Annotated in this window: 22 protein-coding genes; 15 read left to right on the top strand and 7 right to left on the bottom strand. The window is 51.6% G+C overall.

Going from position 1 to position 26,550, the window contains the following annotated elements:
• Positions 1–40: 40 nt before the first annotated feature.
• The 6 genes from K7G70_RS13925 (at position 41) to gdhA (ending at position 7,458) form a co-directional block, all read left to right on the top strand.
• A complete protein-coding gene (locus K7G70_RS13925) occupies positions 41–2,149 on the top strand; it encodes a heparinase II/III-family protein (protein WP_223789270.1) in 2,109 nt (702 codons plus the stop codon).
• Between the two features lie 10 nt (positions 2,150–2,159).
• Positions 2,160–3,725 carry a choice-of-anchor Q domain-containing protein gene (locus K7G70_RS13920; RefSeq protein WP_223789269.1) on the top strand — a complete coding sequence of 522 codons (1,566 nt, stop codon included), beginning with the start codon at positions 2,160–2,162 and terminating at the stop codon, positions 3,723–3,725.
• Between the two features lie 44 nt (positions 3,726–3,769).
• Positions 3,770–5,296, top strand: coding sequence for a choice-of-anchor Q domain-containing protein (locus K7G70_RS13915; protein WP_223789268.1), 1,527 nt, complete (start codon positions 3,770–3,772; stop codon positions 5,294–5,296).
• A gap of 33 nt (positions 5,297–5,329) precedes the next feature.
• Positions 5,330–5,713, top strand: a complete 384-nt coding sequence (locus K7G70_RS13910) for a hypothetical protein (protein WP_223789267.1) — start codon at positions 5,330–5,332, stop codon at positions 5,711–5,713.
• A 62-nt stretch (positions 5,714–5,775) separates the two neighbouring features.
• On the top strand, positions 5,776–5,901 hold the full coding sequence (locus K7G70_RS18075; protein WP_348525086.1) for a hypothetical protein: 126 nt from the start codon (positions 5,776–5,778) through the stop codon (positions 5,899–5,901).
• 216 nt (positions 5,902–6,117) lie between these two features.
• A complete protein-coding gene (gene gdhA, locus K7G70_RS13900; protein ID WP_223789266.1) occupies positions 6,118–7,458 on the top strand; it encodes an NADP-specific glutamate dehydrogenase in 1,341 nt (446 codons plus the stop codon).
• Between the two features lie 48 nt (positions 7,459–7,506).
• Here gdhA and yidD read toward each other — a convergent pair whose 3' ends face one another.
• On the bottom strand, positions 7,507–7,788 hold the full coding sequence (gene yidD / locus K7G70_RS13895) for a membrane protein insertion efficiency factor YidD (protein WP_223789265.1): 282 nt from the start codon (positions 7,786–7,788) through the stop codon (positions 7,507–7,509).
• 153 nt (positions 7,789–7,941) lie between these two features.
• Between yidD and dksA the strand changes: the two genes are divergently transcribed.
• The 6 genes from dksA to K7G70_RS13865 all read left to right on the top strand — a co-directional run bounded on the left by dksA (position 7,942) and on the right by K7G70_RS13865 (position 12,652).
• Entirely contained in the window at positions 7,942–8,400 is a 459-nt protein-coding gene (gene dksA / locus K7G70_RS13890; RefSeq protein ID WP_223789264.1) for an RNA polymerase-binding protein DksA, read from the top strand.
• Between the two features lie 19 nt (positions 8,401–8,419).
• A protein-coding gene (gene prfB / locus K7G70_RS13885) for a peptide chain release factor 2 (protein WP_223789263.1) occupies positions 8,420–9,515 on the top strand; the annotation gives its coding sequence in 2 pieces (ribosomal slippage) (positions 8,420–8,491 and positions 8,493–9,515; 1,095 coding nt in all).
• 68 nt (positions 9,516–9,583) lie between these two features.
• Complete coding sequence (gene lysS, locus K7G70_RS13880; RefSeq protein WP_223789262.1) at positions 9,584–11,062, top strand: lysine--tRNA ligase; 1,479 nt, start codon at positions 9,584–9,586, stop codon at positions 11,060–11,062.
• 46 nt (positions 11,063–11,108) lie between these two features.
• Positions 11,109–11,456, top strand: coding sequence for a PilZ domain-containing protein (locus K7G70_RS13875; RefSeq protein ID WP_223789261.1), 348 nt, complete (start codon positions 11,109–11,111; stop codon positions 11,454–11,456).
• A gap of 28 nt (positions 11,457–11,484) precedes the next feature.
• Positions 11,485–12,114, top strand: a complete 630-nt coding sequence (locus tag K7G70_RS13870; RefSeq protein ID WP_223789260.1) for a LysE family translocator — start codon at positions 11,485–11,487, stop codon at positions 12,112–12,114.
• The gene (locus tag K7G70_RS13865; protein WP_223789259.1) at positions 12,107–12,652 is read left to right on the top strand and encodes a hypothetical protein; all 546 of its coding nucleotides are present in this window, start codon (positions 12,107–12,109) and stop codon (positions 12,650–12,652) included. Before K7G70_RS13870 ends, K7G70_RS13865 begins: the two co-directional genes overlap by 8 nt.
• A gap of 12 nt (positions 12,653–12,664) precedes the next feature.
• Here K7G70_RS13865 and K7G70_RS13860 read toward each other — a convergent pair whose 3' ends face one another.
• Both K7G70_RS13860 and K7G70_RS13855 read right to left on the bottom strand, forming a co-directional pair.
• Positions 12,665–14,419, bottom strand: coding sequence for an ABC transporter ATP-binding protein (locus K7G70_RS13860; RefSeq protein WP_223789258.1), 1,755 nt, complete (start codon positions 14,417–14,419; stop codon positions 12,665–12,667).
• Between the two features lie 15 nt (positions 14,420–14,434).
• Positions 14,435–14,761, bottom strand: a complete 327-nt coding sequence (locus K7G70_RS13855; RefSeq protein WP_223789257.1) for a DUF3301 domain-containing protein — start codon at positions 14,759–14,761, stop codon at positions 14,435–14,437.
• Positions 14,762–15,135: 374 nt separating this feature from the next.
• Between K7G70_RS13855 and ppnN the strand changes: the two genes are divergently transcribed.
• Together ppnN and K7G70_RS13845 are read left to right on the top strand one after the other, a co-directional pair.
• Positions 15,136–16,518: a nucleotide 5'-monophosphate nucleosidase PpnN gene (ppnN, locus tag K7G70_RS13850; RefSeq protein ID WP_223789256.1), complete on the top strand. Its 1,383-nt coding sequence runs from the start codon at positions 15,136–15,138 to the stop codon at positions 16,516–16,518.
• Between the two features lie 762 nt (positions 16,519–17,280).
• The gene (locus tag K7G70_RS13845; protein WP_223789255.1) at positions 17,281–17,544 is read left to right on the top strand and encodes a GIY-YIG nuclease family protein; all 264 of its coding nucleotides are present in this window, start codon (positions 17,281–17,283) and stop codon (positions 17,542–17,544) included.
• Between the two features lie 273 nt (positions 17,545–17,817).
• Here K7G70_RS13845 and K7G70_RS13840 read toward each other — a convergent pair whose 3' ends face one another.
• The 4 genes from K7G70_RS13840 to K7G70_RS13825 all read right to left on the bottom strand — a co-directional run bounded on the left by K7G70_RS13840 (position 17,818) and on the right by K7G70_RS13825 (position 24,194).
• Positions 17,818–18,450: a LuxR C-terminal-related transcriptional regulator gene (locus K7G70_RS13840; protein ID WP_223789254.1), complete on the bottom strand. Its 633-nt coding sequence runs from the start codon at positions 18,448–18,450 to the stop codon at positions 17,818–17,820.
• 61 nt (positions 18,451–18,511) lie between these two features.
• Entirely contained in the window at positions 18,512–21,244 is a 2,733-nt protein-coding gene (locus tag K7G70_RS13835) for a DUF748 domain-containing protein (protein WP_223789253.1), read from the bottom strand.
• A 36-nt stretch (positions 21,245–21,280) separates the two neighbouring features.
• Complete coding sequence (locus tag K7G70_RS13830) at positions 21,281–22,228, bottom strand: helix-turn-helix transcriptional regulator (protein ID WP_223789252.1); 948 nt, start codon at positions 22,226–22,228, stop codon at positions 21,281–21,283.
• A 10-nt stretch (positions 22,229–22,238) separates the two neighbouring features.
• Positions 22,239–24,194 carry an acetoacetate--CoA ligase gene (locus tag K7G70_RS13825; RefSeq protein WP_223789251.1) on the bottom strand — a complete coding sequence of 652 codons (1,956 nt, stop codon included), beginning with the start codon at positions 24,192–24,194 and terminating at the stop codon, positions 22,239–22,241.
• A 172-nt stretch (positions 24,195–24,366) separates the two neighbouring features.
• Here K7G70_RS13825 and K7G70_RS13820 point away from each other — a divergent pair, with 172 nt between their 5' ends.
• Complete coding sequence (locus tag K7G70_RS13820) at positions 24,367–26,475, top strand: pilin (RefSeq protein WP_223789250.1); 2,109 nt, start codon at positions 24,367–24,369, stop codon at positions 26,473–26,475.
• Positions 26,476–26,550 lie beyond the last annotated feature (75 nt).

Raw genomic sequence — 26,550 nt, 5'->3', positions numbered from 1 at the left:
GAGCCAGGTCATGTGCAAATCTAAGATTGTAATCACCGGAATGTTCGTATGCTTGATCAGCACATCGTCGCTGGCAGCCGACCTGACCATACCCAATGACCACCCACGCTTGTGGTTCACTTCTGAGGCCGTACTGGCCCAAGCACGGACATGGTATCAAAACAACCCGACCAACCCCGCCAATGACGACTACTTGGGCTTGGCCTTGAGGGGCTTGATGACCGAAAATGCCAGCGACTGTGATTCAGCCAAAGACCATGCCATGTCGATTGAAATTGACATCAGTCAGATATCCAGTGACTCGGCGCGTTGGTACGGAGAAACGGCCTTGTTGATCTATGATTGGTGTCATGACAGTTTCTCCACAGCTGAAAGAAATGCATTCACCCAAAATTGGAATTTATGGCAAACCGAGCTCAACAACAAACCATGGGGTGGGCCAGGTATGGAAGCCAATAACTATTTCTGGGGCTATTTGCGCAACGGTGTGGAGTGGGGCATCACTTCATACGGTGAAAATCCCATGGCCCAAGGCTTCATTGATCATGCTTTGGACCAACGTTTTCAACATGGCATGGTTGAACAATGGGCCCCTTATTTTGGTCGGGGTGGCGTGCCAGGTGAGGGTACGCAGTATGGTCGATATATGTTGGGTTACGGTGTGGTGCCTTTACTGACGGCACAGCAGTATGGTTTTAACACCTATGATGCGACTCCATTCTATCGAGAAAACCTGTTTTACCAAATATACGCGACCCTGCCCAAACAAACACCCGCCCCCATGGGCATCGGCTGCGATGACTCTTACTGGTATTTGTTTCCATTCAATGATGATGAACAATTCTTTGTTTGTTATCCTGAAACGGCCAAAAGTGCTGATTATGGGAATGTGATGTCAAGTCACATCATGATGCAGCCACAAAGCCAGATGGCCGGTTATGCCAAAACCTGGTTGGATCAAGTTCAGCCCAAAATTTCACCCTGGGTGCAATCGCTTACCCCAACGGTCGAATCCAGGAGCTTTGATGATCTTCCTTTGGATTATCATGCTTCTGGTGCCGGCTTTTCTTATCTCAGAAACCGTTGGCAGCCAGATGCCACAGTCATTAACCTGCAGTTGGGGGTCAGTGGCAATGTAGGCCATAACCACCTGGATGCTGGCTCCTTTCAGATTTGGCAAGATGGCCAGTGGCTCAGTCGTGAAACCACCTCCTACACCGAACACATTACGGACTGGGGCGGCGGGTCCAGCACGGTTGATGCTTTGAATGCTGTCGGGCACAACACGGTCTTGTTTGAAGGCCGGGGACAAATGTTTTGGTCACCCATCAGGGAGGATCAATTTGTGTTGCCCGATCCTCCCAATCCCGAGCACGATGAAGGTGCTGATGGCTTACCGCAAGTCACCCGGGTGCATCACCACCCAGATTTCTTCTTTGCTTCTACTGATTTGAGTGCCATTTACCGCTCCAGGATGAACCGCGACCCGTGTCGCTATGATTGGCCTTATGCCGAATCGGTGGTGCGTGATTTTATTTATGTCAGGGGCTTGAATGCATTGGTGATTCTTGATCGCCTGGAAGCCAGTGGAGATTCCATCAGTTACGCCGATGGCAGTGCTTGTAATTGGACGCCTTTTGATGAAGATAATCCTGTGTTGAATGCCGCTGAAGTGACCAAGGGATTTATCATGCATTTCCTGAATCAACCACAGATCAATGGCAACCAGGTTTCTGCCATCATGGGCAATGAACAAATCAACCTGACCACGTTGGTTCCCAGTAACCCCAGTTATCGGCTGATTACCGAAGGTGGCGCGGTGGGGCAGTATCGGCTGGAATTGGACAGCAGTGGTCAGGCCCAGAGTTATTTTTTGCATGTTTTACAAATGGGTGACCAACCTTTGGAACCACTGAACATTCAATTCACTGAAGAAGCGGCTGAATTTCATTTGTCATTGGGCAATGACCACAATTTGGTGTTGAACAAAGGCATGCAGTCAACCGGTGGCAACCTCAGCATTAACGGCATCACACAATCTTTCACCCAATGCGCTCAAGGCATTGTGGTGGGTGATTCCGGCCCCGTCTGGGCTTCGCCTGAATGCGTCATTTTTGTTGATGGTTTTGAGGGCGGTGGTGATGAATAAAATGGCTGTCATGATTCTGTGGATACTGGCCAGTGGAGTGGATGCCGCCACTTATACAGTGACCCGATTCAACGATCCATCGGTCAGCACTGTTTGTTCTGAGTTCGATTGCAGTTTAAGACAAGCGGTGATGGCCGCCAACAACAACCCCGGTGCCGATGAAATCATCCTGCTGCCTTCTGAACATCAATTAACCCGTGATGGTGATGATGATGCCGCTGTGGTGGGTGATTTGGACATCACCGATGATTTGACCATCATTGGCACCTTTGTGTCCAATGTGCCCCTGGAAATTTCATCATTGGTTGGTCACAGTGGTTTCAGCGACCGCATTTTTGATGTTCACCCCGGTGTCAATCTGACACTGAAACATGTGTTGATCCAACAAGGCAACAACCTGGGGGCCAATGGTGGCGGCATTCGTTCTATTGAGGCTGGGCTGGATTTGGAAAATGTACATTTGATTGACAACTCCGCCCGAAATGGCAGTGGCATTTATGCCATCAACAGTCAATTGAATCTGAATCATGTCAAATTCAGAGAAAATCACAGCCCAACCGTCGCCGGCTTTGGCGGCGGCTTATACGCCAGTGGAGGACAGCTGAGAATCCAAGACTCTGAATTTACCGACAACATCGCTGATTTTGGTGGGGCCTTAGCTGTGGTGAACTTCATTGACCAGAACCAGCTACCAGCCATCGTCATCAAAGACAGCTATTTGGGTGACAATTTGGCCCAGTTTGGTGGCGGAATATTTCTCCGTGGCGGCTCTGCCAACAACCAAGGAAGTCAAACGGCACACGTGCAAAACACCCGCATCAGATTCAACCTCGCAGCACAGGGTGCAGGCATCCATCACCAAAGCGGCAAATTGTACTTATCGGCAGTCTCCATCACGCAAAATCGGGCCACCGACAGTCAGGTTACATTTGATGCAACGGGTGGTGCCATCTATGCGGTTGGTGGCGCGGCGAAATTGCATGTGGAACATTCTCTGATATTCAATAATGAATCAACTGATCATGCTGCAGCGGTGTACTTTTCCGGTGATCAAATCAAGTTGTTTAACAGCACCATTGGAGAGAATCAGGCCCCAGAATATGCAGCCTTATACCTCAATGCAGGTCAAGTTGAGTTGATGCACAACACGGTGCTGTTCAACCAATCACAGAATGGTGAAGACATTTTTTTTGGCTCAAAAGTGACCGCGGTGTTGCAGAACAACATCCTCATGGCGCGCTGTACCACCACATTTTTATCTCAGGTGAGTTCGCTGGGTGGCAACATTGAGTCACCTGGAGATTCATGTGGTTTGGACCCAGAGACCAATGATTTGTTTGGTTGGTTACAAAGGGGGTTGGTGGCCACGGAATTGGCCGACAATGGCGGACCGACGATGACCTATGCCATCACCAACCCGTTGAGCAACGCAATCAATCGGGGTGTTATGATCCCTGAACTCATGCTGGATCAACGGTACTATATCAGGGGTGATCAACCAGACAGCGGGGCATATGAGTGGCAGTCAAACGGCATGGATTTAATCTATTTCAATGGTTTTCAGGCGGGCTTATGAGGTGTTGTGTTGGTTTGCTCATTGCGTTATGGCCTGTATGGTCTTTGGCTGCCACTTTCCAAGTGACCGTCAATGATGACCCCTTTCCCAATGGCTGTCATGTCAATGATTGTTCTTTGCGAGAGGCCATCATCGCAGCGAATGACAACCCGGGTGAAGACACCATCAAGCTGGATGATGTGATTTACCACCTTGATCGATCAGGGTCGCCAGATGAGGACTTGGCCATGAATGGGGACCTGGATGTGTTGGATCATTTACGGATCGAGGGCCTGTTCACCTCCAACAGCCCAACAGGAACCAAGACCGAGCTGACTACGGGACAACTGGCTGGTACGGTTTTTGAGGTGCATGAAGGTGTCTCTTTCTATTTGGAACAAGTGGTGGTAAAAAACGGCTTGGCCAACACGGCTTTGGGTGGAGTGATTCGGGCCAATATGGCCACGGTCAATCTCAACCAAGTGGCTTTGACCGAAAACACAGCCAGAAGTGGTGGTGGTGTTTTTGCTGTATTGAGTGATTTGAGCATTATTGACAGTGTCTTGGATAACAATGAATCGCTATCAGATGGTGGTGCCATCACCATGGTTGGTGGCTCTTTGAAGATGTACAACACCTATCTGATTGGGAATCAGGCATTGGCCAGTGGCGGTGCGGTTCATGCCACTTTCCTGTCGCATGCCAACCAGCCCACCATGCTGTTTGACCGTGTGTTCATCCTCAATAATTTCGCCGAATACAGCGGGGGTGGCTTGTTCATTTCGGGCACAGAAAACACCCCTGCCGATGTGTGGATAACCCGCAGTCTGATCCAAAATAATGAGGCCCAATTCGGTGGTGGATTGCGGCAAGATGGTTCGATAGACACCCATGTCATGGCCTCCATTTTTGTGGACAACAAGGCGGCCTACCAGGCTGGCGTCAACACCGCCAATGCCGGCGCTGTGATGATGACCGCTGGACTCACCCCATACAAACCCAGTTTAACCATGAAACACTCCGCATTGGTTGCCAACTCTGCTGAGGACGATGCCGGTGCTGTCCTTGTTTCTACTGGAAAAGTTGATTTATTGAATGTGACCATCAGCGGCAACCAAGCCAATAATGGTGGGGCCATTGTCAGCCAGTTCAGTCAAGTGAAACTGAGCCATGTCACCACCTATGACAACCATGCCATCAACGGGGTTGATTTGAGGTTTGAAGATGACAGCCAATTTGAGGTGGTCAATAGTTTACTGGAGGGTCAATGTGTGCTTGATGCCAGCTTGACGTCATCGTTGGGGGGTAACATCGAATCGCCTCGAAACACCTGCGGTATTGGTGCTGGCCAGAACGATCGGTTCAATGTGTCACCGGTCTTCTTGTTGGACCCCAACTTGGCTGACCATGCCGGCCCCACACCAACCCATGCGATTGAGAGTACCAGTGTGGCCTTGAACAATGGCGTGGTGATCAACGCCACATCCACAGATCAACGTTTCATGCCACGGGATTCATTGCCCGATTCAGGGGCCTTTGAAAGACAACCTTTTGAAGATGATTTGATCTTCAAGAATGGGTTGGGTTCGTGATGGACATATCAGAACGGGGTTGGGGGGCTTAACTTGTCAGAAATCATTGATCAACATGGGGTGCTGCTGATTGTCTTGGGTTCCTTGCTGCTGTTTGTGTTGCCCTGGTTGTGGGTGTGGAGACAAACACGGAAAAAACAAAGGGTACTGCATTCAGGGATCAGCCAAACCGCTCGGATCATTCGACACCAGCCTTCGATGTTCAAACTGGGCAAGCATGCCGGGTCACAATTCATGCAAGGCATCAACTTATGGCTCGAGGTGGATCCTGACTCTGCCCAATCTTATCAGGCCAAAACCAGGGCCGTGATCCATGTGTCAGAATTCAGCCGCATTCACACCAATATGTTGATTCGCGTCAAAGTGGACACCAGGGATAAAAAAGCAGTGTGGGTGGACCATTGGAATGCGGGTTGATTCTGTCGAACCATAACAACAGATCCTGTGGCAATGATTCTGTTCGGCTGTGTGTCGGATCATTGCAGGTGTACAACCCGTACCCCAATGTCATGCCGAATGTGCCTGTCAGCAAGGATTATCAAGGTGGCTTCATGGTCGAATTGATGAGCAAAGACTTGGGTCTGTCCCAAGAGTTGGCGGCTTAATCGGGCAGCGCCACACCGCTGTACCAAATTCACCGCGCGGGAGGTGCAGGTAAACTTGATTTTTCCAGCATTTTGCAATTGTTGCAAAAACAGTGATCCCATTGACCCAATCTGGGTGTGCTTTGGCTGGGTCATGCATATGCAGCTGAGGCGGTTTTGACGATGCCTTGACACGCAATTTGCTTAAGTGGTGATTCTTTCAACCACCCAATCAATATGCAGACCATCCAAGACATCCTTCAATCACTGCAACAAACCCACCCCAATCAACCCCAATTTCACCAAGCCGTTGCCGATGTGTACCAGGCCGTGATGCCCTTTGTAAAGCGTCATGAAGCCTACCAACAGCAAGCCCTGTTGGAACGGCTGTTGGTGCCCGACCGCATCATTGAATTTCGTGTCACCTGGCAGGACGGTGACGGGCAAGTGCACGTCAATCGCGGTTGGCGGGTGCAACACAACAACGCCTTGGGCGCTTACAAAGGTGGCCTGCGATTTCACCCATCGGTGGATCTGGACACGTTCAAGTTTCTGGCCTTTGAACAGACCTTCAAAAACGCCTTGACCGGCTTGCCCATGGGAGGTGGTAAGGGTGGTTCAGATTTTGACCCCAAAGGAAAATCGGCGGCCGATGTGCAGCGATTTTGTCAGGCTTTCATGCTGAAATTGTCCAACTACATCGGCCCTGAGCAAGACGTGCCAGCCGGTGACATCGGGGTGGGCGCCCGCGAAATCGGCTACCTGTTTGGCGCCTACAAAAACATCTCAGGGCAATTCAACGGGGTGTTGACCGGTAAAGCACCGGCTTCAGGCGGCAGTTGTGGGCGCACCGAAGCCACTGGTTATGGCACGGTTTATTTTCTGCAACACATGTTGGAACAACATGATCAGTCATTGGCGGATAAGCGTTGTGTGGTTTCTGGTGCCGGCAATGTGGCGATTTACACGGTGGAAAAACTGTTGGAAAAAAATGCCCAAGTGCTGACCCTGTCAGACAGCGGTGGCACCTTGCTGGCCAAATCCGGCTTGACTGCAGCACACCTGGCCACCATCAAACAGGTGAAAGAAGTGGAGCGAGGCCGACTCAAGGCAGTGGCAGAAGCACATGATGATTTGCAGTTCAGGGCCGATGAAAAGCCTTGGGCCGTGGCCTGTGATGTGGCGATCCCGGCAGCCACCCAGAATGAAATGGATGAAACTGACGCACAAACTTTACATGACAATGGGGTTCAGTTCATCGCCGAAGCAGCCAACATGCCGCTGACGGCAAAGGCCACTGATTACTTGCTTGAACAAGGGGTGGTGATTGGGCCGTCCAAGGCAGTGAATGCCGGTGGGGTGGCCGTTTCCGGCCTGGAGCGCACGCAAAACGCCCTGATGCAGAGTTGGCCAGCCGAGCAAGTGGACCGCAAACTGCAAGACATCATGGCGCACATCCACCGGTCTTGTGTGATCCATGGTGAACAAGAAGATGGTCGCGTTGATTACATCCGCGGGGCGAACATCGCCGGCTTTGTTAAAGTGGCCGATGCCATGTTGTTTCAAGGCTTGGGCTGAAGCGGCATGAGTAGGTGAAAACTGCATGGGCGCGGCTTCTTTCCACATTCAAGGTGATTGGTCTTTGTTCTTTGGGTCCTTGGCTGCGGCAGTCGATGTCGATGGTCTGGGGTATTCTTCGGGCACCGGATCGAGGCCGCCTTCGCACATGGGTTGGCAGCGGACCAAGCGTTTGAAGCCCAAATACAGGCCTTTGAACACGCCAAACCGGCGCACCGCTTCGATCATGTATTCTGAGCAAGAGGGGTGAAATCGGCAGCGATTTCCCAGCCATGGGCTGATCACATATTGATAGCCTCTCAATATTGAAATTAATAACCTTCTTATCATTAAAAATGGTTGCTCATTGAGACACTTTCAGGTATAAAGTTCGGCTTAAAAAATTAATTGTTCGATGCCTGGGAATGACCGGCATTGAAAAAACCAGATCAGTCCATATTTTAGCACGCGCTGTTTTACCGCGAAGCAATTAAGGAGATAAAAATGGCAGAAAGAAGTATCAATGATTTGCCTGCAGATTATGTGCCTAAGCTGGAACTGCCTGATGGGTATGTGCCAACTGTCAAAGAAGAATACATGTGCGACAAACACCTGGAATATTTCAGACGACGCATTGAACAATGGAAAGAGGACTTGTTGAAAGAATCTCATGAAACCATCGCTCACCTCCGTTCAGAAGCCAGAGACATCAGTGACGAAGCCGAACGCGCTTCTCGCGAAACTGAAAACACCTTTGAATTGAGAACCCGCGATCGCTACCGCAAACTGTTGAAAAAAATCAACAAAGCCTTGGATCGGTTCAAGACCGGTGACTATGGCTATTGCGAAGAAACCGACGAAGAAATCGGTTTGCCGCGATTGATCGCCCGACCCATCGCCACCTTGTGTATCGATGCCCAAGAACGTTGGGAACTGAAACAAAAGATTACCCGAGAAGGTTAATCAGGATTCTGCTTTTACCATGGAAATCGCCCCACAAGTCGCCCAATTAGATGACTTCCAACAGCGCACCGATGCGCTGTGGAGGTATCTTTGACTACGAAAACAAGAAAGAACGTTTAGAAGAAGTCAATTTAGAAATGGAAGATCCTGACATTTGGAATGATCAGGACAAAGCCCAAGCACTCAGCAAAGAGCGTGCCTCACTGGACCACATCGTCTCCACCCTGGATGACCTGAAAGCCGGCATCGCCGATGCCAGCGAATTTCTTGACATGGCCAATGACGAGGACGATCAGGACAGCCTCAATGAAGTGTTGGCCATGATCGAAGAGTTGGAAGGGAAGATTGAGAAGCTTGAATTTCAGAAAATGTTTTCCGGTGAAATGGATCCCAACAACTGCTTCGTTGACATCCAAGCCGGTTCGGGTGGCACCGAGGCCCAGGACTGGGCCGAAATGTTGTTGCGCATGTATTTGCGCTGGATCGAGTCACGGGGGTGGAAGTCGGAATTGATTGAGGTGTCTGCCGGCGATGTGGCCGGTATCAAATCGGCCACCATCAAAGTGGATGGTGATCACGCCTTTGGTTGGTTGCGCACCGAAATCGGCGTGCATCGACTGGTGCGCAAATCGCCGTTTGATTCCAGCAACAAGCGCCACACCAGTTTTGCCGCGGTGTTTGTCTCCCCAGAAATCGATGACAGTTTTGAAATCGACATCAACCCTGCCGACTTGCGGGTCGACGTGTATCGGTCTTCCGGTGCCGGTGGTCAGCATGTAAACAAAACCGAATCGGCCGTGCGCATCACCCATTTGCCCACCAATACTGTGGTGCAGTGCCAAAATGGCCGTTCACAACACCAGAACAAAGCCACCGCCATGCAGCAGTTGAAGGCCAAATTGTATGAGCTGGAAATGCAAAAACGCAGCGCCGAATCACAATCCATGGAAGACAACAAGTCGGACATTGGCTGGGGCAGCCAGATCCGTTCATACGTGCTGGATCAATCCAGAATCAAAGACCTCAGAACCGGGGTGGAAAACACCAACACCCAGTCGGTGCTGGATGGAAACTTAGATAAATTTGTGGAAGCCAGTTTGAAACAAGGCTTGTGATGATTCACAAGCCTTTGACTGACATTCATTAAACTGTAGATCGCCCAACGCAAACCATCAGACACATCATGACAGAAGACAACAAACTCATCGCCGAAAGACGCGCCAAACTGGATGCCATCCGCACCGAGCGCAACGCCTTTCCCAACCAATTCAGACGCAGCCATTTGGCTGCAGAATTGCACGCCGCCCATGACGCCAGCGACAAGGAGACCTTGGATCCCCAGCAGATAGAAGTGGCCGTGGTTGGCCGCATGATGAGCCAACGTTTGTTTGGCAAAGGCGGTTTTGCTGTGATCCAGGATGTCTCAGGTCAAATCCAGCTGTTCGTCCAGCTCAAAGGGGTGGGAGAGGACAAATTCGCCGAATTCAAAACCTGGGACATGGGTGACATTGTCTGTGGTCGTGGTGTGTTGTTCAAAACCAACACCAATGAGCTGTCGGTCAACGTCAGCGAATTGCACTTGGTGACCAAATCATTGCGGCCCTTGCCAGAGAAATTTCATGGCCTGTCAGACCAGGAGACCCGTTACCGCCAACGCTATGTGGACCTGATCGTCAATCAAGACTCGGCCGAGGTGTTCAAGACCCGCTCCAAAATGGTGTCTCACATCCGCCGTTTCATGGAGGATCTGGACTTTTTGGAAGTGGAAACCCCGATGATGCATGTGATCCCAGGAGGCGCCACCGCCAAACCGTTCACCACCCACCACAATGCCTTGGATTTGGAGTTGTACCTTCGGGTGGCGCCCGAATTGTTCCTCAAGCGCCTGACCGTGGGTGGCTTTGAAAAGGTGTTTGAAATCAATCGCAATTTCCGCAATGAAGGCGTGTCGACCAAGCACAACCCAGAATTCACCATGATGGAATTCTACTGGGCTTATGCCGATTACCATGATTTGATGGATTTGACCGAGCGCTTGTTCAAATCCCTGGCCAAACAGGTCAAAGGCACTTTGAAATTCAACTACCAAGGGCAGGAACTGGACTTCTCACAACCTTTCGCACGACGCTCCATGGCTTCATTGGTGGCGGAACACAGTGACGGATTATCTGAAAAAGACTGCAATAATTTGTCACAAATGCAAAAATATTGTGATGACAAAGGCCATTCATACAACAAAAAATGGTTGAAAGGTGAGTTATTGGCCGAATTGTTCGATTTGTATGTCGAACCCAAGTTGATTCAGCCCACTTTTGTGACAGAATATCCCATAGAGATATCACCATTGTCTCGTCGCAATGATGACAACCCGGACATCACCGATCGTTTTGAGTTGTTCATCTGCGGCAATGAAATCGCCAATGGCTTCTCGGAATTGAATGATCCGGAAGACCAAGCCGACCGATTCAGACAACAGGTGGCGAATCTCGAAGCGGGGGACGACGAAGCCATGCATTACGATGCAGACTATATTCGGGCGCTGGAATATGGCATGCCACCAGCCGCGGGTGAAGGCATAGGCATCGATCGATTGGTGATGTTGTTCACAGACTCTGCTTCAATACGCGATGTATTATTGTTTCCATACATGAAACCCGAGTAATGTGCTGGCTGGTGAAGCTGGCCACCAGAAGAAACGAGAACGACTGATGAGTGACATCCAAGGTATCCGATACGCCAGAAAGACCATTGATGCTTCGTGTTTGCTGTTACACAAGGGCCATTCTTGTGTCACACGGGTCAAGAACATTTCTGCTTCAGGAATTCTGGTTGAAATGCTGGAAGACGAGTGTATGCAGGATTTGCACGAAGACGCCATTTGCATCCTTGAAATTGTGGTCAATGAAACGTTCAATTTACACGTTTCCTCTAAAGTCATCCGCATCGCGGACCATGAAATCGCCATGCACTACATTTCCATTCCCGAGGAAAAACAAGTCGCCTTGTGGCAATTGTTGGGTGACCACGTACACCAGGTCGAAACCTTCGGCACCTGATTCAATCATTCGGCTCAGTTGATCACCCATGTCTGTCTATCTGAGCTTCATTTTCACCGCCACCTTGTTGGCCCTGACCCCCGGTCCTGATGTGCTGTTGGTGGTGGCCATCGCCGCCAAAGAAGGTTTCAACAAAGCCCTGCAATTGACTTTGGGCTTGGCCAATGGGGTGGTGTTCCACACCCTGCTGATCGTGCTGGGCATCTCGGCCCTGATTCAAGCCACCCCGTGGGCCATGCAGGCCATTGCCTTGTTTGGCGCGGGGTATCTGTTGTACCTGGCTTGGCTGACTTGGCAACACCGCAGTGAGCAGGCCACCGCAGCCGACCAACCCAAAATCCAGGGCTCCTACTATGGCCGCGGGGTGATCATGAACATCTCCAACCCCAAGGTGCTGCTGTTTTTCTTGGCTTTGTTCCCCCAGTTTGCCCAGTTGGGTGAGCCGGGTTATGCCCTGCGCATCGTGATCCTGGGTCTGTTGTTCATGTTGGTGACGGTGGTGGTGTTCGGTGGCTTGGCCTGGTTGACCGCCAAAAGCACGCAGAATGTGATGCAAAAGCCGGGGTTCAAGATCACCATGGATTACCTCACGGTGGGAATTTTTGTGCTGTTGGCCGGTCTGTTACTGTATTCCGTGTTTCAATGGGTCCATGGTTAAATACATTGTTTGTTGCCTGATCTTCATCGGCTGTTTGCTGAACCCAGCACCAGTGATGGCCAAAGACGCCATCAAAATCACCGGCAACAGCGCCTTCAAAAAACAGGTCAAGGGCTGTTTGGGGCTGTTGAAAAAGCGTTATCCCGAGTCGCATGCGTTCGTGCGTAAGCATGTGGGCATCATTGCCCAGTCTAGCCGCAGTGGCATGGTTGCCTGGCACCGACCGCCGATGTATCAAATGAGTGACCAAACCGCGTTTTACTCTTTGACTTGGTGTGCCAGCACCATTGCCCATGATGCTTACCACTCTTTTTTGTATCAGAAGTTCAAACCGAAAAACGGTGGTCGCACACCTGAGCGTTACTGGGCTGACTTCAAGGCAGAGCGTTTGGCCATCAACTACCAAATCAGGGTGGCCAAGAAAATTGATGCCCCAAACCATGAAATCACCCATTTGGAGCAACAGGATGGCACCCATGCCGATGTCAATGGCGATGGCATCATCACTTTGCAGGATTATGCCGATCGCGACTGGTGATGTGGGCGGCGTTCAGGCCTGACCGGTTTGGATGCTCCACAGCTGCTGGTATCGACCGTTGTGTGCCAACAATTGTTCGTGGGTGCCTGATTCGACGATGGCCCCTTGTTCCAGCACATGAATCTGATCGGCATGCACCACCGTTGACAAGCGGTGGGCGATGAGGATGATGGTGCGCCCCTGGGCAATGGTTTTCAATGATTTCTGAATTGCCGCTTCGGTCTCATTGTCCACCGCCGAGGTGGCTTCATCCAGAATCAATATTTTGGGGTCTTTCAACAAGGCCCGGGCCAGGGCAATGCGTTGTATCTGACCGCCGGATAACTTCACCGCTTGCTCACCCACCCGGGTGTCATAACCCTGTTCCAGTTGACTGATGAAATCATGGGCTTCGGCTTGCTTGGCCGCGGCGATGACTTCGGCTTCGGTGGCTTGGTCGTTGCCGTATTGGATGTTGTCAAAGATGCTGGCATTGAACAAAAAGGTGGCTTGTGAGACCAAGCCAATTTGTGACCGCAAGGAAGCGATATTGATTTGATCTATGGCGGTGCCATCCAGGCTGATCTGACCTTGTTGGGCGTGGTAATACCGCATCAACAACTTGATCACCGTGCTTTTGCCGGATCCGGTTTGCCCCACAAAAGCATGGGTTTGGCCGGCCTGGATGTCGAGGTTGATGTCGCGCAGGGCCGGTCGTGATGATTCATCGTAATGGAAGCTCACACCCGCTAAGCGAATCTGGCCCTGCAAGGTGAGGTCCTGGGTGTTGGCATGGTCTTTGATGTGGATCGGTTCATCCAACAAACCCAAAATGCGTCGCGCCGAGGCCATGCCGCGCTCATACAGATCCATGGTGTTGGCCAGGTCACGAAATGGCCACAGCAGGCGTTGGGTTAAAAACACCAGCACCCCATAGGCGCCCACCGCCAGCTCTCCGTTCAAGGTGTCCAAACCACCGATGATGAAGGTGGCCAGAAACCCGGTCAGGATCGCCATGCGGATCACCGGGGTGAAAGCCGAGGAAATTTTGATCGCCGATTCATTGGCTTGCACATAGCGCTGACTGATGGCGGCGATTCGCCGTTTTTCGTGGTCTTCCTTGGTGAAGCTTTTGATGGTGCCGACCCCTGCGATGTTGGTGTTGATGGCCTCGGCAATTTGACCGGCTTGTTCGCGCACCGCGGCATACCGGGGTTCGGCTTTGCGTTGGAAGTAAAAGGCGCCCCAGATGATCACCGGAATCGGGGTGAAGGCCAACAAGGCCAGTTTGGTGGAAAGCAAAAAGAACACCGCACCCACGGCCAACACCGAGGTCAACACCTGCAGAATGTCGTTGGCACCGATGTTGAGGAAACGCTCCAATTGGTTGACGTCGTCATTCAAAATCGAGGTCAGGCGGCCGCTGGATTGGTTCTCGAAAAAACGCATGTCCATGCGTTGGATGTGGGCATAACAATCGACCCGGAAGCGGTGTTGGATTTTTTGTGCCAGTTCCCGCCAGTTGCGCAAGTACAGGTATTGGAACAAGGATTCGCCGGCCCAGATCAAAAAAGTCAAAAAGCCCAACAAAAACAGTTGTTCCCTGGGATCGGTGATGCCCAAGCCGGCAACAAAGGAGTCTTCCTGATTGATCACCACATCGATGGCAATCCCAATCAAGATCTCCGGGGCGATGTCAAACAGTTTGTTGACGATGGAACAGATGCTGGCCCAAATGGCTTGGGCACGAAAGCCTTGGCCGTAGGAAAGTACTTTTGAAAGGGTCATGGCAATGCGGTGGGGTCAGTGGGTCAGTTGGAAAGTGGCGATGTCTTGGTGGTGGAAAAATTTGATTTCGGTCACCACCCCACCATGATGCGTAATGGTGCCTTTGAAGCGTTGGGCTTCGGCGTCGGAAAATTCAAACATGAATTCACGGTACAAGGCCAATTTGCCGCGCCGTGTTTTGATTTTGATTTTCTTTTGCAGCAGAGAATCATCCAAAAACGCCCAGCCTTGTTGTTGGGTGAGTTTTTTACCGGCTTGGCGGCAGGCATCCAGGGCCGTAACTTGGTTATACCAGTAGTAGCCAATCAAGGCCATGGCCATCAGTGCGGTGAGTGCTGTCATGGGTGTATTGTATGTGTTGTGCGGGTGTGTCTGCGTAATTATTTGTGGTTCCCAGGTGACATGTGGGGTTGAAGTCCAATCTTTCAATGAGCCGCCCATCAATTGGAGGGGATTGGCTATTTTTTTGCGGTGGCGGTATAATTGCCGTCAGTCAGCCAGCTTCCACGCTGGCTTTTTAGTCAAAACGACACCATTATTACTGAAAATGGCTGTTGGACCCGTTACCACCAGTCCACAAGGTGGCAACCTGCGGAACATGATCCGCTCAGAATCACATCTCGGAGCCGCCAGTCTTGATGTGGCCACACCAAACCGGTGCCGCGACCCTGATGTCAGATTCTCAAAAACAATAATAATAAGAAAAGGAAACCTATATGAATAACATCAATAATTTAAAAGTCATTGAAAAATGCACCATTGCCGCCCGAGGTGGCATGACCCTGTTGTCGCAAGATGAAGTCAACATGATGATGGAAGTCGGTAAAGGCGGCGTCCATGAACTGTTCAGAAAATGCTGTTTGGCGGTGCTCAACTGCGACGCCAAAGAAGACGATGCCATGGCCGTGTTGGAACGGTATCCTGACTTCGATGTCACCCTGATTCCTCGCGAACGCGGCATCCACCTGCGTTTCATCAACGCCCCGGCACAAGCCTTTGTCGACGGCAAAATGATTTCTGGTATCCGCGACTCGATTTTTTCCGTGTTGCGCGACATCGTGTTCCAAAGCACCGAAAAGGGCGAAGGACATTACGACCTGGAACAGTCTTTTGACATCACCAATTTCGTGTTTGAGATCCTGCGCCGTGGCGAAGTGCACCAATATGGCACCGAGCCCAATCTGGTGGTGTGTTGGGGCGGTCACTCGATCAACCGGGTGGAATACCAGTACACCAAAGACATCGGTTATCAATTGGGTCTGCGCGGCGCGCACATCTGTACCGGCTGTGGTACCGGTGCCATGAAAGGGCCGATGAAAGGGGCCACCGTGGGTCACTCCAAACAACGGATCAAAGACGGCCGCTACATTGGTTTGACCGAACCCGGCATCATTGCCGCCGAAGCGCCCAACCCAATTGTGAACCACTTGGTGATCATGCCAGACATTGAAAAACGCCTGGAAGCCTTTGTGCGCCTGGGCCATGGCATCATCGTGTTTCCTGGCGGCGTGGGTACCGCCGAAGAAATTCTGTATTTGATCGGCATTTTGTCGCACCAAAAAAACCAAGGTGTGCCATTCCCGTTCATCATGACTGGGCCCAAAGAGTCGGCAGAATATTTCCACAAAATCGATGAGTTCATCCGCTTTGCCTTGGGTGATGAGGTGGCCGAGTTGTATGAAATCATCATCGATGACCCCGAAGCAGTGGCGATCAAAATGATGGCCGGAATGGATGAAGTGAAGCTCTACCGCACCAAAAACAAGATCAGTTACTATTTCAACTGGGGCTTGCACATCGACAGCGACTTCCAGTTCCCGTTCATCCCGTCACACGAGAACATGGCGGCTTTGGAGCTGTTTCGTGACCGGCCCGTTGAAGACCTGGCAGCCTCATTGCGCCGGGCATTTTCCGGCATTGTGGCCGGTAACGTCAAAGAATACGGCGTGCAACAAATCAAACAGCACGGGGTGTATAGAATCAATGGCGATGCCGATTTGATGGAAAAACTGGACGACCTGTTGCAGTCCTTCATCGAACAAAAACGCATGAAATTACCCGGCAGCACCTACACCCCGGTGTTCGAAGTGGTGAAATAAAGCAGTCGATTGAGACCCATTAAATCCCGTCCCAGAGGCGGGTTTTTTTGTGCACTTCGACAGGCTCAGTGACCTTTATTCAAGCTGGCTGAGTACTTCGTCAGGCTCTGCATAACACCTGTCGAAGCCCCTGTACTCTGGAACAGACCATTAACCCTTATGGCACTTCGACAAGCTCAGTGTCCTTTATTCAAGCTGGCTGAGCTTGTCGAAGCCTCTCAATACTGGGACGACCATCAATTTTTATGACACCACCACAAGCTCAGTGACCTTTATTCAAGCTGGCTGAGTACTTCGTCAGGCTCAGCATAACACCCGTCGAAGTCTCCGTATTCTGGAACAGACCATTAATCCTTATGGCACTTCGACAAGCTCAGCGACCTTTATTCAAACTGGCTGACCACTTCGTCAGGCTCAGCATAACACCCGTCGAAGTCTCCGTATTCTGGAACAGGCCATTAATCCTTATGGCACTTCGACAAGCTCAGCGACCTTTATTCAAACTGGCTGAGCACTTCGTCAGGCTCAGCATAACACCCGTCGAAGTCTCCGTATTCTGGAACAGGCCATTTTACCTTAAGGCACTTTTAAATTCTCATTGAGTTTGAATCTCTTTTGTGGTTTGAATATATTCAATGAGGTCATTTTCTCTTACTTGGAATTAGGCATTTTGGGTGTTCATGCTGATATTGAATGCATACATTTGTATTTTTCTTTTGAGGATTGCATATGTGCAAGCAAGTAGGAGGTTAGGTATACATATTGCAATGCAGTGATAAAAGTTATTACACCGGGAGCACCACAGATTTAAAACAAAGGGTGATGCAACACAAAGCCAAGGAGGGCGCTATTTACACCCAAAAGAGGCAACCTGTTAGGTTGGTTTTCGCAGAATTCTTCGAGCGAATTGATGAGGCATTTGCTATTGAAAAAAAGATTCAAGGGTGGTCACGCGCCAAAAAGCAAGCGCTGATTAGAGGGCAACTGCATTTGCTACCAAGTTTATCGAATAATCGCCAAGAATGATAATCGAAAGAGGTTGATTTACTTACAAAGCTGTCATTGCACTTCGACAAGCTCAGTGTCCTTTCATTTAGCTGGCTGAGCACTTCGTCAGGCTCAGCATAACACCCGTCGAAGCCCCTGTATTCTGGAACAGACCATTAATCCTTATGGCACTTCGACAAGCTCAGTGACCTTTCATGCAGGTTGCCTAGCCTGTCGAAGCCTCTCAATACTGGGACGATCATCAATTTTTATGACACCTCCACAGGCTCAGTTAACTTGTTGGTTATAGGCTTAGGGTTCGATCTGTCCCATCAAGCCCAGCGGGCGGCCATCCGGGTCATTGAAAAAGGCCATCCATTCTTCCACGCCATTCTCATGGGTGTGAACTTTGTGCGGGGTGTGGGAGAATTCGATGCCTTGTTTTTTCAATTGTCGGTAGCGGGTTTTGATGTCATCGGTTTGGAAATAAATGATCGACTCAGAGATCAATGAATCGGTCTCTGACAACATCAAGCGCACCCCATCGACGTCAAAGAAAGACATCTTGTCAAATGTGTACAGGTGGATCAATCCCAGCTGCTCTTTGTAAAATTGCTCGGACTTAACCACATCGGTGCAGGTGCGGGCAATTTGTCCAATGCTTTGGATGGGGGCTGTTTGGTTCATGGCGGTTCTCCGGTGAAAAGCGCTGTCTTGCGGGGCGCCTACAAATTGTAACAAAGATTGTTTGTTGATGATGACCGCAGCGGGCCATGCCTGTGATTTTTCCAACACATTGCGGATGTGGTATTTCACCGCATTGATGCTGACCTGCAGGCGGTCGGCAATTTGTTGGTTGGTCAGACCATGCCGGGCCAGATTCACCACCCGCCATTCGGCTGGGGTGAACAGATCGGGGTGCTTGGGTCTGCCGCGTTGGTTCATGGTGTCATTGTACGCGTTGCACAGCTGATTTTCCCTACCCCTCAGGGCTGATGGTGACCGTTCATTGACTGACCCCGATTTTGATCATGGCTTGTTGGCTGTCGGTGAACTGCGTTTGTTCAATGAAAATGCGCTCAGCGGCGATGCCGGCTTGTTCGATCAGGTGGTTTTTGATGCTCAGGTTGCGTTGTTGAATCAAGTTTTCCAGTGCGGCCTCCGTCAGGTTTTGTTGGGCCACCAGGTGTTGCCAGATGGCCCGGTGATCCAGCCCAGACTCGCCGGTAAAATCGACTTGTTGGGCCACCGGTATTTGCGCTTCCAGCCAACTGAGGGTGTCTGGATGGGTCCAGTCCAAGGCCTCGAATGGGGCTTGCTGCAGCAGTTGTTGGGTTTGCAGGGCCGCGCGGTCGAAATCAGCCCCGATCTGGGGGTTCAATTGCAAATTCAAACCGGGTTTTTGGCCCATGATGGTGGCAATTTGATTCAGCTTGTTTTGCTCTGAGGGCAACAGTTCTGCCCCACCAGCGGAGAATTGGATGTCGCTCAAATTGGGGTCGGGATTGGGAATCAAGGCCCCCAAAATCTTGAACGGAGAAGCGACGATGTTGGTGATCAATTTGAACAGGGCTTTGCCGATCAAGCCACCGTAACTGAATTCGGGATCATTGAGGTTGCCCGATACCGGTAAATCGATGGTCATCTCCCCGTTCATGTCGGTCAGCAAGGAAACCGCCAACTTCAAAGGCAGGTTGATGGCATTGGGCGATTGGTTGCGCTCACCCAGTTTGAATTGTTTGAACAACAGGCGGTTTTCACCACGCAACTCTTGTTGGTTCAATTGGTAATCCAAAGCGACATCCAATTTGCCCCCGATGATGGGGAAGGCCAAAAAAGTGTCGGCATAAGGCGAAAAGGCCAACAGGTCCAGGTCTTCGATGGCCACCGTGATGTCGGTGTAGGCAGCGGAACTGAGCGGGTTGATTTGACCTTCGATGGTGACCGGGGAAAATTGGTTGAATTTACCGCTGATTTGTACATCGGCCTTGCTCAATGATTCTGAGGACAAGCCTTTGATTTCCCCCGACAGTTCCGACAGCCGGGTGGTGACATTGGGCTCAATGCTTTGGTCCAGCAAGGCGGTGCTGGCATCGATGATCTCAATGCGACCCACCTGAATCACCCAAGGGGCTGCATCCTGTGGCTTCTCTGGCCCTGACTCATCGGTGGTTGGGGCCGCTTGATCGTCGGTCAGGTGTTGGATGTTGAGTTGCTGATCGGCATCAATGATCAGGTTGCCACTGGCTTGATCCAAGGTGATCTGGTCGACCACGATGGTGCGCTCGGCACTGGACAATTGGCTGGCCCCCACCGACAATCGGCCCACCGATGCGATGTTTTGTTGGGCCCGGTTATCCAGTTGCAGATCTTGGATGGACAGTTCACCCGTGGCCGTAAACTGCTGTTCGGCCATGCGCCATTGGTGTTGGCTGCTCAAACTGCCTTGGGTGATGACCAAGCCGGTCTGGTCGGTGACCCAGGCATTGAATTGAGCCAGGTTCAATGCAGCCAAATTCAGTTCGGTGTCCATTTGCCATGGCTGCCAATGCTGTTCACTGGTCACAGTCAGGCTGCCGCCGGCAGGGAAATCAATGCTGCCGTCAAGGGACACGGGATCCCCGTTGTTGTTCAGTTGAGACCCGCTCCATTCACGCAGGGTGAAAGCCAGGGTGCCGGCAGTGGTCTCGTCGTTGAATGTCACTGGCCATTGCTCAATGCGCACTTGGTCGACTTGGATTTGCCAGGCATCGCCGCTGTCATCAGCCACGGTCGGGGGGCTGTCTGCAGCGGCGGGAAGCGGCCAGTGCACTTGCCAAGCACCGTCGGTGGCTTGCACTTGTGCCACGGTAATGCGGCTTTGATGGGTGTCTATGCGCACCTCGGTCAACGTGGTGGCCAGGTCCGAGATCATGATGTGTTGTTGCCACTGGCCTTGCCAGCCAGTCACCGACACCGTCGACAGTTCAATCAAGGGGCTGGTGGTCAGCGGCCAATCGAGGCGGCCCTGGGCTTGGATCAAACCGGCTTGGTTGCTGAAGGCCAAGGACTCTGGCAAGAAGCGATTGACCGTGGTGGCTTGCCATTGCTTGAGTTGGAAGTCGGTTTCAATGCGCTGTTGTCGGTGGTTGTAATGGCCCTTGAGGGTCACGGTTTCATCCAATTCGGTGGTGATGCTCAGGTCAAACGCGGTGTCTTCATCGGCGATGATGAACTTCTCGTGATTCAGTGTCAGGTGTTTGATGTTGAGGGCAAAGTCGTGGCGGATTTGGCCCACCATCAAAGCCATTTGGCCACCACTGATGTCGATGTCATCGATCACCAAATCAGTCACAGTCTGTGGCTCATCGGTGGCTGGCATGGCCGGTAATACCGGCATCAGCAACCGTCCTGAGGGATCGGTTTGCACCGACACCACCGGTTGCACCAGATTCAAATCGGCCAAACGCCACTGTCCCCACAACAAGTTCAATGGATCGAAGTTGACCTCCAATGCAGTGGCCTGAAACCACGTTTGTTGCTGCGCGTCAGTGACACTCAGGCCTTCGAGGCGGGTGATGAATGTGAGCGGATTGAAGGACACTTGCTGCACCGTGACCTGTTGCTCCAATTCTGTTTGCAGTTGCGTTTGCAGTTCTTGTTGGATGACCCGGGGCACATAAAAGAACCCCAATAACAAGTAGGTCGCGATCAGCAACAGCAACCACAGGCGTTTGTAGCGGTACCACTTTTTGTTCATCTTTCAAGGCCCCAGTTGGGCTTGTTTGCCATCATGTCATTCATATTGTCGCATGATCCGTTGCAATTGTTGATGAAATTGCGTGCGCAGCGAATGCGGCGCCATGATTTCCGCGGCGGTGCCCAGGCGCATCACATCGGCCAGCAGTTCGCGTTCGTCATTGTATGGCACATGCAACAACATGTGTGCTGCATCCAGGCGTTCAATGCGCTGTTTTGAATGCCAATGCTCAAATTGAGTCCAGGGTGCTTGCTGGGTGTTGATGCGGATCACCGCGGTGTCTTTCATGGCCCCAGAAAAGATCCCGTAACTGTCAGCATAGTGGGCTTTGAGGGTGGCCGTGGAAACCGTTTTGGCGGCTTCGATGTCGATGCTGGCGGCTTGGATTTGTTCCAAGGCAAACAAGCGGATGTCATCGCGCAAATGACACCAGGCATCGAGGTACCAGGCGTTTTTGTAACTGGTCAGGCGCAAGGGAGAAACCAAGCGGTCGGTGGTTTCGGCCTGTTCTCGGGTTTGGTAGGTGAGCTGCAGTTTCTTTTCGGTTTGTAAGGCGCTCATCACCGTTTGAAACACACCGGGATTGGGTTTGCGCGACAAGGCCGGGATGATTTGAATCAACCGACGGTTTTGGATGCCTTTTTGTTGCAGCACCCTGTCGATGTTGTGCAAGATGCGTTGCATCGGTTTTTGTAAGGAGTCAGACTGCAAATCTTCCAACAATTGGGCCGCCATCAACAAACCTTGGGTTTCCTCGGCGTTGAGCCGAATGCCCGGTAAATCGAAGGCCGCCTGGCGGTCATAAAAGACCCCCTGTTCAGATGATTCGATCGGAGCATTGAATTCGTCACGCAAGGTGGCAATCACCCGATACACCGTGGCTTGAGAGCATTCCAGGCGTTCCATCAGGTGCTCGATGGCCACCGGCGTGCGCCGTTCCTTGAGGATTTTGTCCAACAAATAGATGCGATCGATTTTTTTCATGAGACTGGGATCATTCGTCCTGCAGTTCCGGCAAATCCCGATACAACTGCAAAGCTTCTGGGTTGGCCAGGGCATCGGTGTTGGCCACCGTTTTGCCATGGATCACATCACGCACCGCCAATTCGACAATTTTGCCGCTGATGGTTTTGGGGATTTCACTCACGGCAATGATCTTGGCCGGCACGTGTCTGGGGGTGGTGTTCTGGCGAATGGTTTGGCGAATTTTTTGCCGCATGGGCTCATCCAACTCATGACCGGTTTGCATCACCACAAACAACACCACCCGGGTGTCGTCCTGCCAATCTTGGCCCACCACAATGGATTCGGTGATTTCCGGTAAGGCCTCGACCTGGCGATAAATTTCCGCCGTGCCGATGCGCACCCCACCTGGGTTCAGCGTGGTGTCGGAGCGGCCATAGATGATCATGCCGCCTTCTGGGGTGATTTCAGCGCGATCCGAGTGGCACCAGATCTCGGCGTACTTGTCGAAATAGGCCGACTTGTATTTACCGTGCTTCGGGTCATGCCAAAAGTACACAGGCATCGAGGGAAAAGCGCGGTCACAAGACAATTCACCCGGCTCACCCACCACACTGTGTTGCTGTTCGTCCAGCACCTTGACCGACATGCCCAGGCCCAAACATTGCAGCTGGCCACGGTAGACCGGCAGGTTGCTGTTACCCAAGGCAAAACAGGAACAAATGTCGGTGCCGCCAGAAATGGATGACAGGCAGACATCGTTTTTGACCTGCTCATAGACGTAATCAAAGCTTTCTGGCATCAGCGGTGAGCCGGTGGAGAAAATGGTTTCCAGGGTGCTCAGCTGATGGCTTTTTCGGGGTTGGATGCCGGCTTTTTCGACCGCCGAAATCCACTTGGCCGAGGTGCCAAAATGGGTGATGTCATGGCGGTCCACCAAATCAAACAAGCGTTCGCCATTGGGGTAAAAAGGCGAACCATCATACAGCACCAAGGTGGCACCTGTGGCCAGGGTGGACGCCATCCAGTTCCACATCATCCAACCGCAGGTGGTGAAGTAAAACAGGCGCTTATCGGCCGCCACATTGCCATGCAACATCAATTCTTTGAGGTGTTGTAATAAAATGCCGCCGGTGCGGTGGACGATGCATTTGGGTTGGCCGGTGGTGCCAGATGAGTAGAGGATGTACAGCGGATGATCGAATGGCACTGGGGTGAATTGCAGCGCTTGGTCAGGGTCACTGTCAGCCAGCCAGGTTTGGTAGGTCACTGTGCCAGGGGGTAAGGGCTGCTCATGGGCCACAAATTCAATCACCACGGTGTGTTCGATGCTGCTGATTTGATCGGTGATCTGCTGCACTTTGGCCAAACAATCATGGATTTTGCCATTATATTCATAGGCATTGACGGTGAACAGCACTTTGGGCTCAATCTGGCCGAAGCGGTCCACCACACCGTTGATGCCAAAATCGGGGGAAGTGGAAGACCACACCGCACCCAGCGAGGTGGTGGCCAGCATCGCCACCAAGGTCTCGGGGATGTTGGGTAAAAACCCCGCCACCCGATCACCGAGGCCGACGCCACAGGCTTGCAGCCGTTGTTGCACTTGGGCCACGGCGGCACGCAATTGATCGTGACTCCAGGATTGTACTTGGCCGGATTCCGATTCGAACACCAACGCCACCCCCGGACCCTGATGGCGCAACAGGTTTTCAGCAAAATTCAAGGTCATGCCGGGAAACCATTGGGCCTCGATCATGTGCCCTTCATCCAGCAAATCAGCGGTGGCTTCCTGCTGATAAATGACCCCGCAATAATCCATCACCGCGCGCCAAAAGGGGCCACGATGCGCCACCGAGTAGGCGTGTAATTCGGCATAATTTGACAGCTCCAGTTGTTGCTGTTGCTGCAGCTGGGTCATGAATTGGGTCATTTGACTATGGGCCAACAGGTCTGGGGAGGGTTGCCAAAGGATGCGATCTGACATGTTTGTAACGGCGTTAAAAAGGCCTTGATTTTAACAAGAATCGGCCCCGACCACAGCGCCAATTTTGGCTGATTTCATACACATGGACTGAACCCATGGGTATAATGCCTGTCTTCACACAACAACAAGGCATGCGAACATGAACAGCTCGAAAGGAATTTTATTTATCGCCATGGCCCTGCTGGTCTTCAGCAGCGGCTGCGACCAGCAACAAGGACCAGCCAAAGTGGTGCTGACCGAGCGCCCAAACTATGCATTGGACCCCCAACACACTGCCTGGTTACACAGCCATTTACCCAATGAAACGGTGGCCTACTTGAATGTACCCACACCGTGGAATTACTTGTTTGATCCGAAAGCCGATGCCATGCACCCAGTGCAGTCATTACCGGCTCATCAAGCGCAAGTCGACAAGATCAAACAAGGCGTCAAAGACCATTACTTTCAATACATCCCCGATCCTTATTTGGGCCTGGCAGGCTTGTTGGTTGAGCACAGCAAAACCTCATTGGAAGTGGCGGTGATCAACAACGCTTCTGGTGCTTTGTTGCCAACCGTGGCGGTGGGAACCCGGCTGCAAAACATCGCCAGTGAGCAATTGACCACCCATGTCAATCAAATGCTGGGTATGATGATGCCGGGCCTCAACTTGGAACAGCAAGCCGATCCAGCCTTGTGGACCTTTACCGTGGGCCAATTCCCCGCTTTCATGCGCTTTGATGAAGCGTCCGGGCGGTTGTTGGTTTATGGTGGCATGGGTGCCAGTCAAGAGAAATTGGATGCCTTGTGGGATCAAGCCAAACCCGACCACTTAGCCAAAATCAAACAACTCAATCAAGCCGCCGATCCCAGTGGCCTTAACTTGAAAATGTGGGTGGCTGCCGCGCGCTTGTATCAAATGGGCAAAGCCTTTGTGCCACCGCATGAACAAGCCAACATCACCCAGCTGGGCTTGGACCAAATGGATTATGTGTGGGCCGGGACAGAATCCAGCCAGGGCCAATCGGCCTTGGCGGTGCATGTGCTGATGCCCGAAACCGGCTGGCGCTTGGCCCTGCCACGGGCCCATGACTGGTTCGATGTTGAATTGGCCGGTCAGCCGCGCTCGGTGTGGCAATTGACTTTGCCCACGGCCGATCAATTCAAACAAGGTCTGGCGCATTTTGGCGTGGCCGATGCCTTCACCGACAGCAGCGACAAAGACGTCAAAGCCTGGCAGGCATTCTTTGATCGCTTGGGCTTCGATGGTTATGATTGGCTCAACGCCTACCACCAACAGGTGTTGTTTGTCAGCGATGATTCTGGCTCCTGGATCGCCATGAAAGTCAAAGACACGGCCTTGAATGAAAAAATAGAGCAATCATTTTATCAAAACATGGAGGTTGAGCCTCGCAGCAGCCAGTTGGAAGGCGCCGACATCCAGCACGTCCATTTTTCCTTTTACCGCCAGATGTTTCTGGCCCAGGACGTGATGCCAGCGGATGCCGAACACCTGGAGGCTTTTTTCAATGTGTTCAAAGACCATGTGTATTGGTATGTTAAGGACGGGGTTTATTACATGAGCCAAGTGCCCCAGGTTTTGGCCATGAAACAAAACCACTCCAATCCCATGTCCTTGTCCAGCTGGTTGGAAAAGAATCAAGGGGGCGATTGGGACTCGGCCATCCTGGCCTATGGCAAAGACGTGCAGCACTTGCCCCAGGACTTGTATCATTTTTACTTGCTGTTGTTGCAAAGCGTGGGTGATTTGGCCCAAACCGAGGTGGATTTGTTTGCTTTGCCGACCGCCGAGCGTTTGAACCTGCCGGAACAGGGACGCATTAATTTAACGGTCTCATCCGATGCGGAGAAAGTCAGCTTCCGATTCGCTTATGAATATTCTTTGTTGGAGCCGGTGTTGAGCGCCGAAGGGGGCTTGGCCACCTTGGCTGTGGTGGGAATATTGGCCGCTTACGCCATACCGGCTTACAACGATTACACCATACGGGCCAAAGTGGGAGAGCAGATGGCCTGGTCAGCGGGTATAAAAATGGCGGTGGCTGAACAATACATCAGCACCAACAGTTTTGCCGGCATCAACCAAATGGTGGACCTGCCTTCAGCGCAATTCAGCGTTGATGAAGAAACCGGTTTAATCACCATCGGATTGGATGGGGTGGATGACCGCTTTGGGCCAGATGATGCGATTTACTTGGAGCCAGTGGTCTCAGAGGGTTACATTGAATGGTACTGTTACAGCAACATCAAGTTTGCATACCTTCCGGCAGAATGCCGTGATTGAATGTCGGGGAAATTAAACTCGTCGTCAGTGCTTGCATGAGGCACCCATCAGAGGGTGGGATTGGGCGTATGATCA

The sequence above is a fragment of the Marinicella meishanensis genome, assembly GCF_019931145.1.
GTDB lineage: Bacteria > Pseudomonadota > Gammaproteobacteria > Xanthomonadales > Marinicellaceae > Marinicella > Marinicella meishanensis.
The sequence above is the reverse complement of the archived record's forward strand: the minus strand, read 5'-3'. Positions and strand labels throughout refer to the sequence as shown.

Bases quoted from the DNA above. Each gene is read 5' to 3' on its own strand.
- K7G70_RS13925 (WP_223789270.1), top strand. From the start codon at position 41: ATGTTCGTATGCTTGATCAGCACATCGTCGCTGGCAGCCGACCTGACC.
- K7G70_RS13920 (WP_223789269.1), top strand. From the start codon at position 2,160: ATGATTCTGTGGATACTGGCCAGTGGAGTGGATGCCGCCACTTATACA.
- gdhA (WP_223789266.1), top strand. From the start codon at position 6,118: ATGCAGACCATCCAAGACATCCTTCAATCACTGCAACAAACCCACCCC.
- yidD (WP_223789265.1), bottom strand. From the start codon at position 7,788: ATGATAAGAAGGTTATTAATTTCAATATTGAGAGGCTATCAATATGTG.
- dksA (WP_223789264.1), top strand. From the start codon at position 7,942: ATGGCAGAAAGAAGTATCAATGATTTGCCTGCAGATTATGTGCCTAAG.
- lysS (WP_223789262.1), top strand. From the start codon at position 9,584: ATGACAGAAGACAACAAACTCATCGCCGAAAGACGCGCCAAACTGGAT.
- K7G70_RS13875 (WP_223789261.1), top strand. From the start codon at position 11,109: ATGAGTGACATCCAAGGTATCCGATACGCCAGAAAGACCATTGATGCT.
- K7G70_RS13870 (WP_223789260.1), top strand. From the start codon at position 11,485: ATGTCTGTCTATCTGAGCTTCATTTTCACCGCCACCTTGTTGGCCCTG.
- K7G70_RS13865 (WP_223789259.1), top strand. From the start codon at position 12,107: ATGGTTAAATACATTGTTTGTTGCCTGATCTTCATCGGCTGTTTGCTG.
- K7G70_RS13860 (WP_223789258.1), bottom strand. From the start codon at position 14,419: ATGACCCTTTCAAAAGTACTTTCCTACGGCCAAGGCTTTCGTGCCCAA.
- K7G70_RS13855 (WP_223789257.1), bottom strand. From the start codon at position 14,761: ATGACAGCACTCACCGCACTGATGGCCATGGCCTTGATTGGCTACTAC.
- ppnN (WP_223789256.1), top strand. From the start codon at position 15,136: ATGAATAACATCAATAATTTAAAAGTCATTGAAAAATGCACCATTGCC.
- K7G70_RS13840 (WP_223789254.1), bottom strand. From the start codon at position 18,450: ATGAACCAACGCGGCAGACCCAAGCACCCCGATCTGTTCACCCCAGCC.
- K7G70_RS13835 (WP_223789253.1), bottom strand. From the start codon at position 21,244: ATGAACAAAAAGTGGTACCGCTACAAACGCCTGTGGTTGCTGTTGCTG.
- K7G70_RS13830 (WP_223789252.1), bottom strand. From the start codon at position 22,228: ATGAAAAAAATCGATCGCATCTATTTGTTGGACAAAATCCTCAAGGAA.
- K7G70_RS13825 (WP_223789251.1), bottom strand. From the start codon at position 24,194: ATGTCAGATCGCATCCTTTGGCAACCCTCCCCAGACCTGTTGGCCCAT.
- K7G70_RS13820 (WP_223789250.1), top strand. From the start codon at position 24,367: ATGGCCCTGCTGGTCTTCAGCAGCGGCTGCGACCAGCAACAAGGACCA.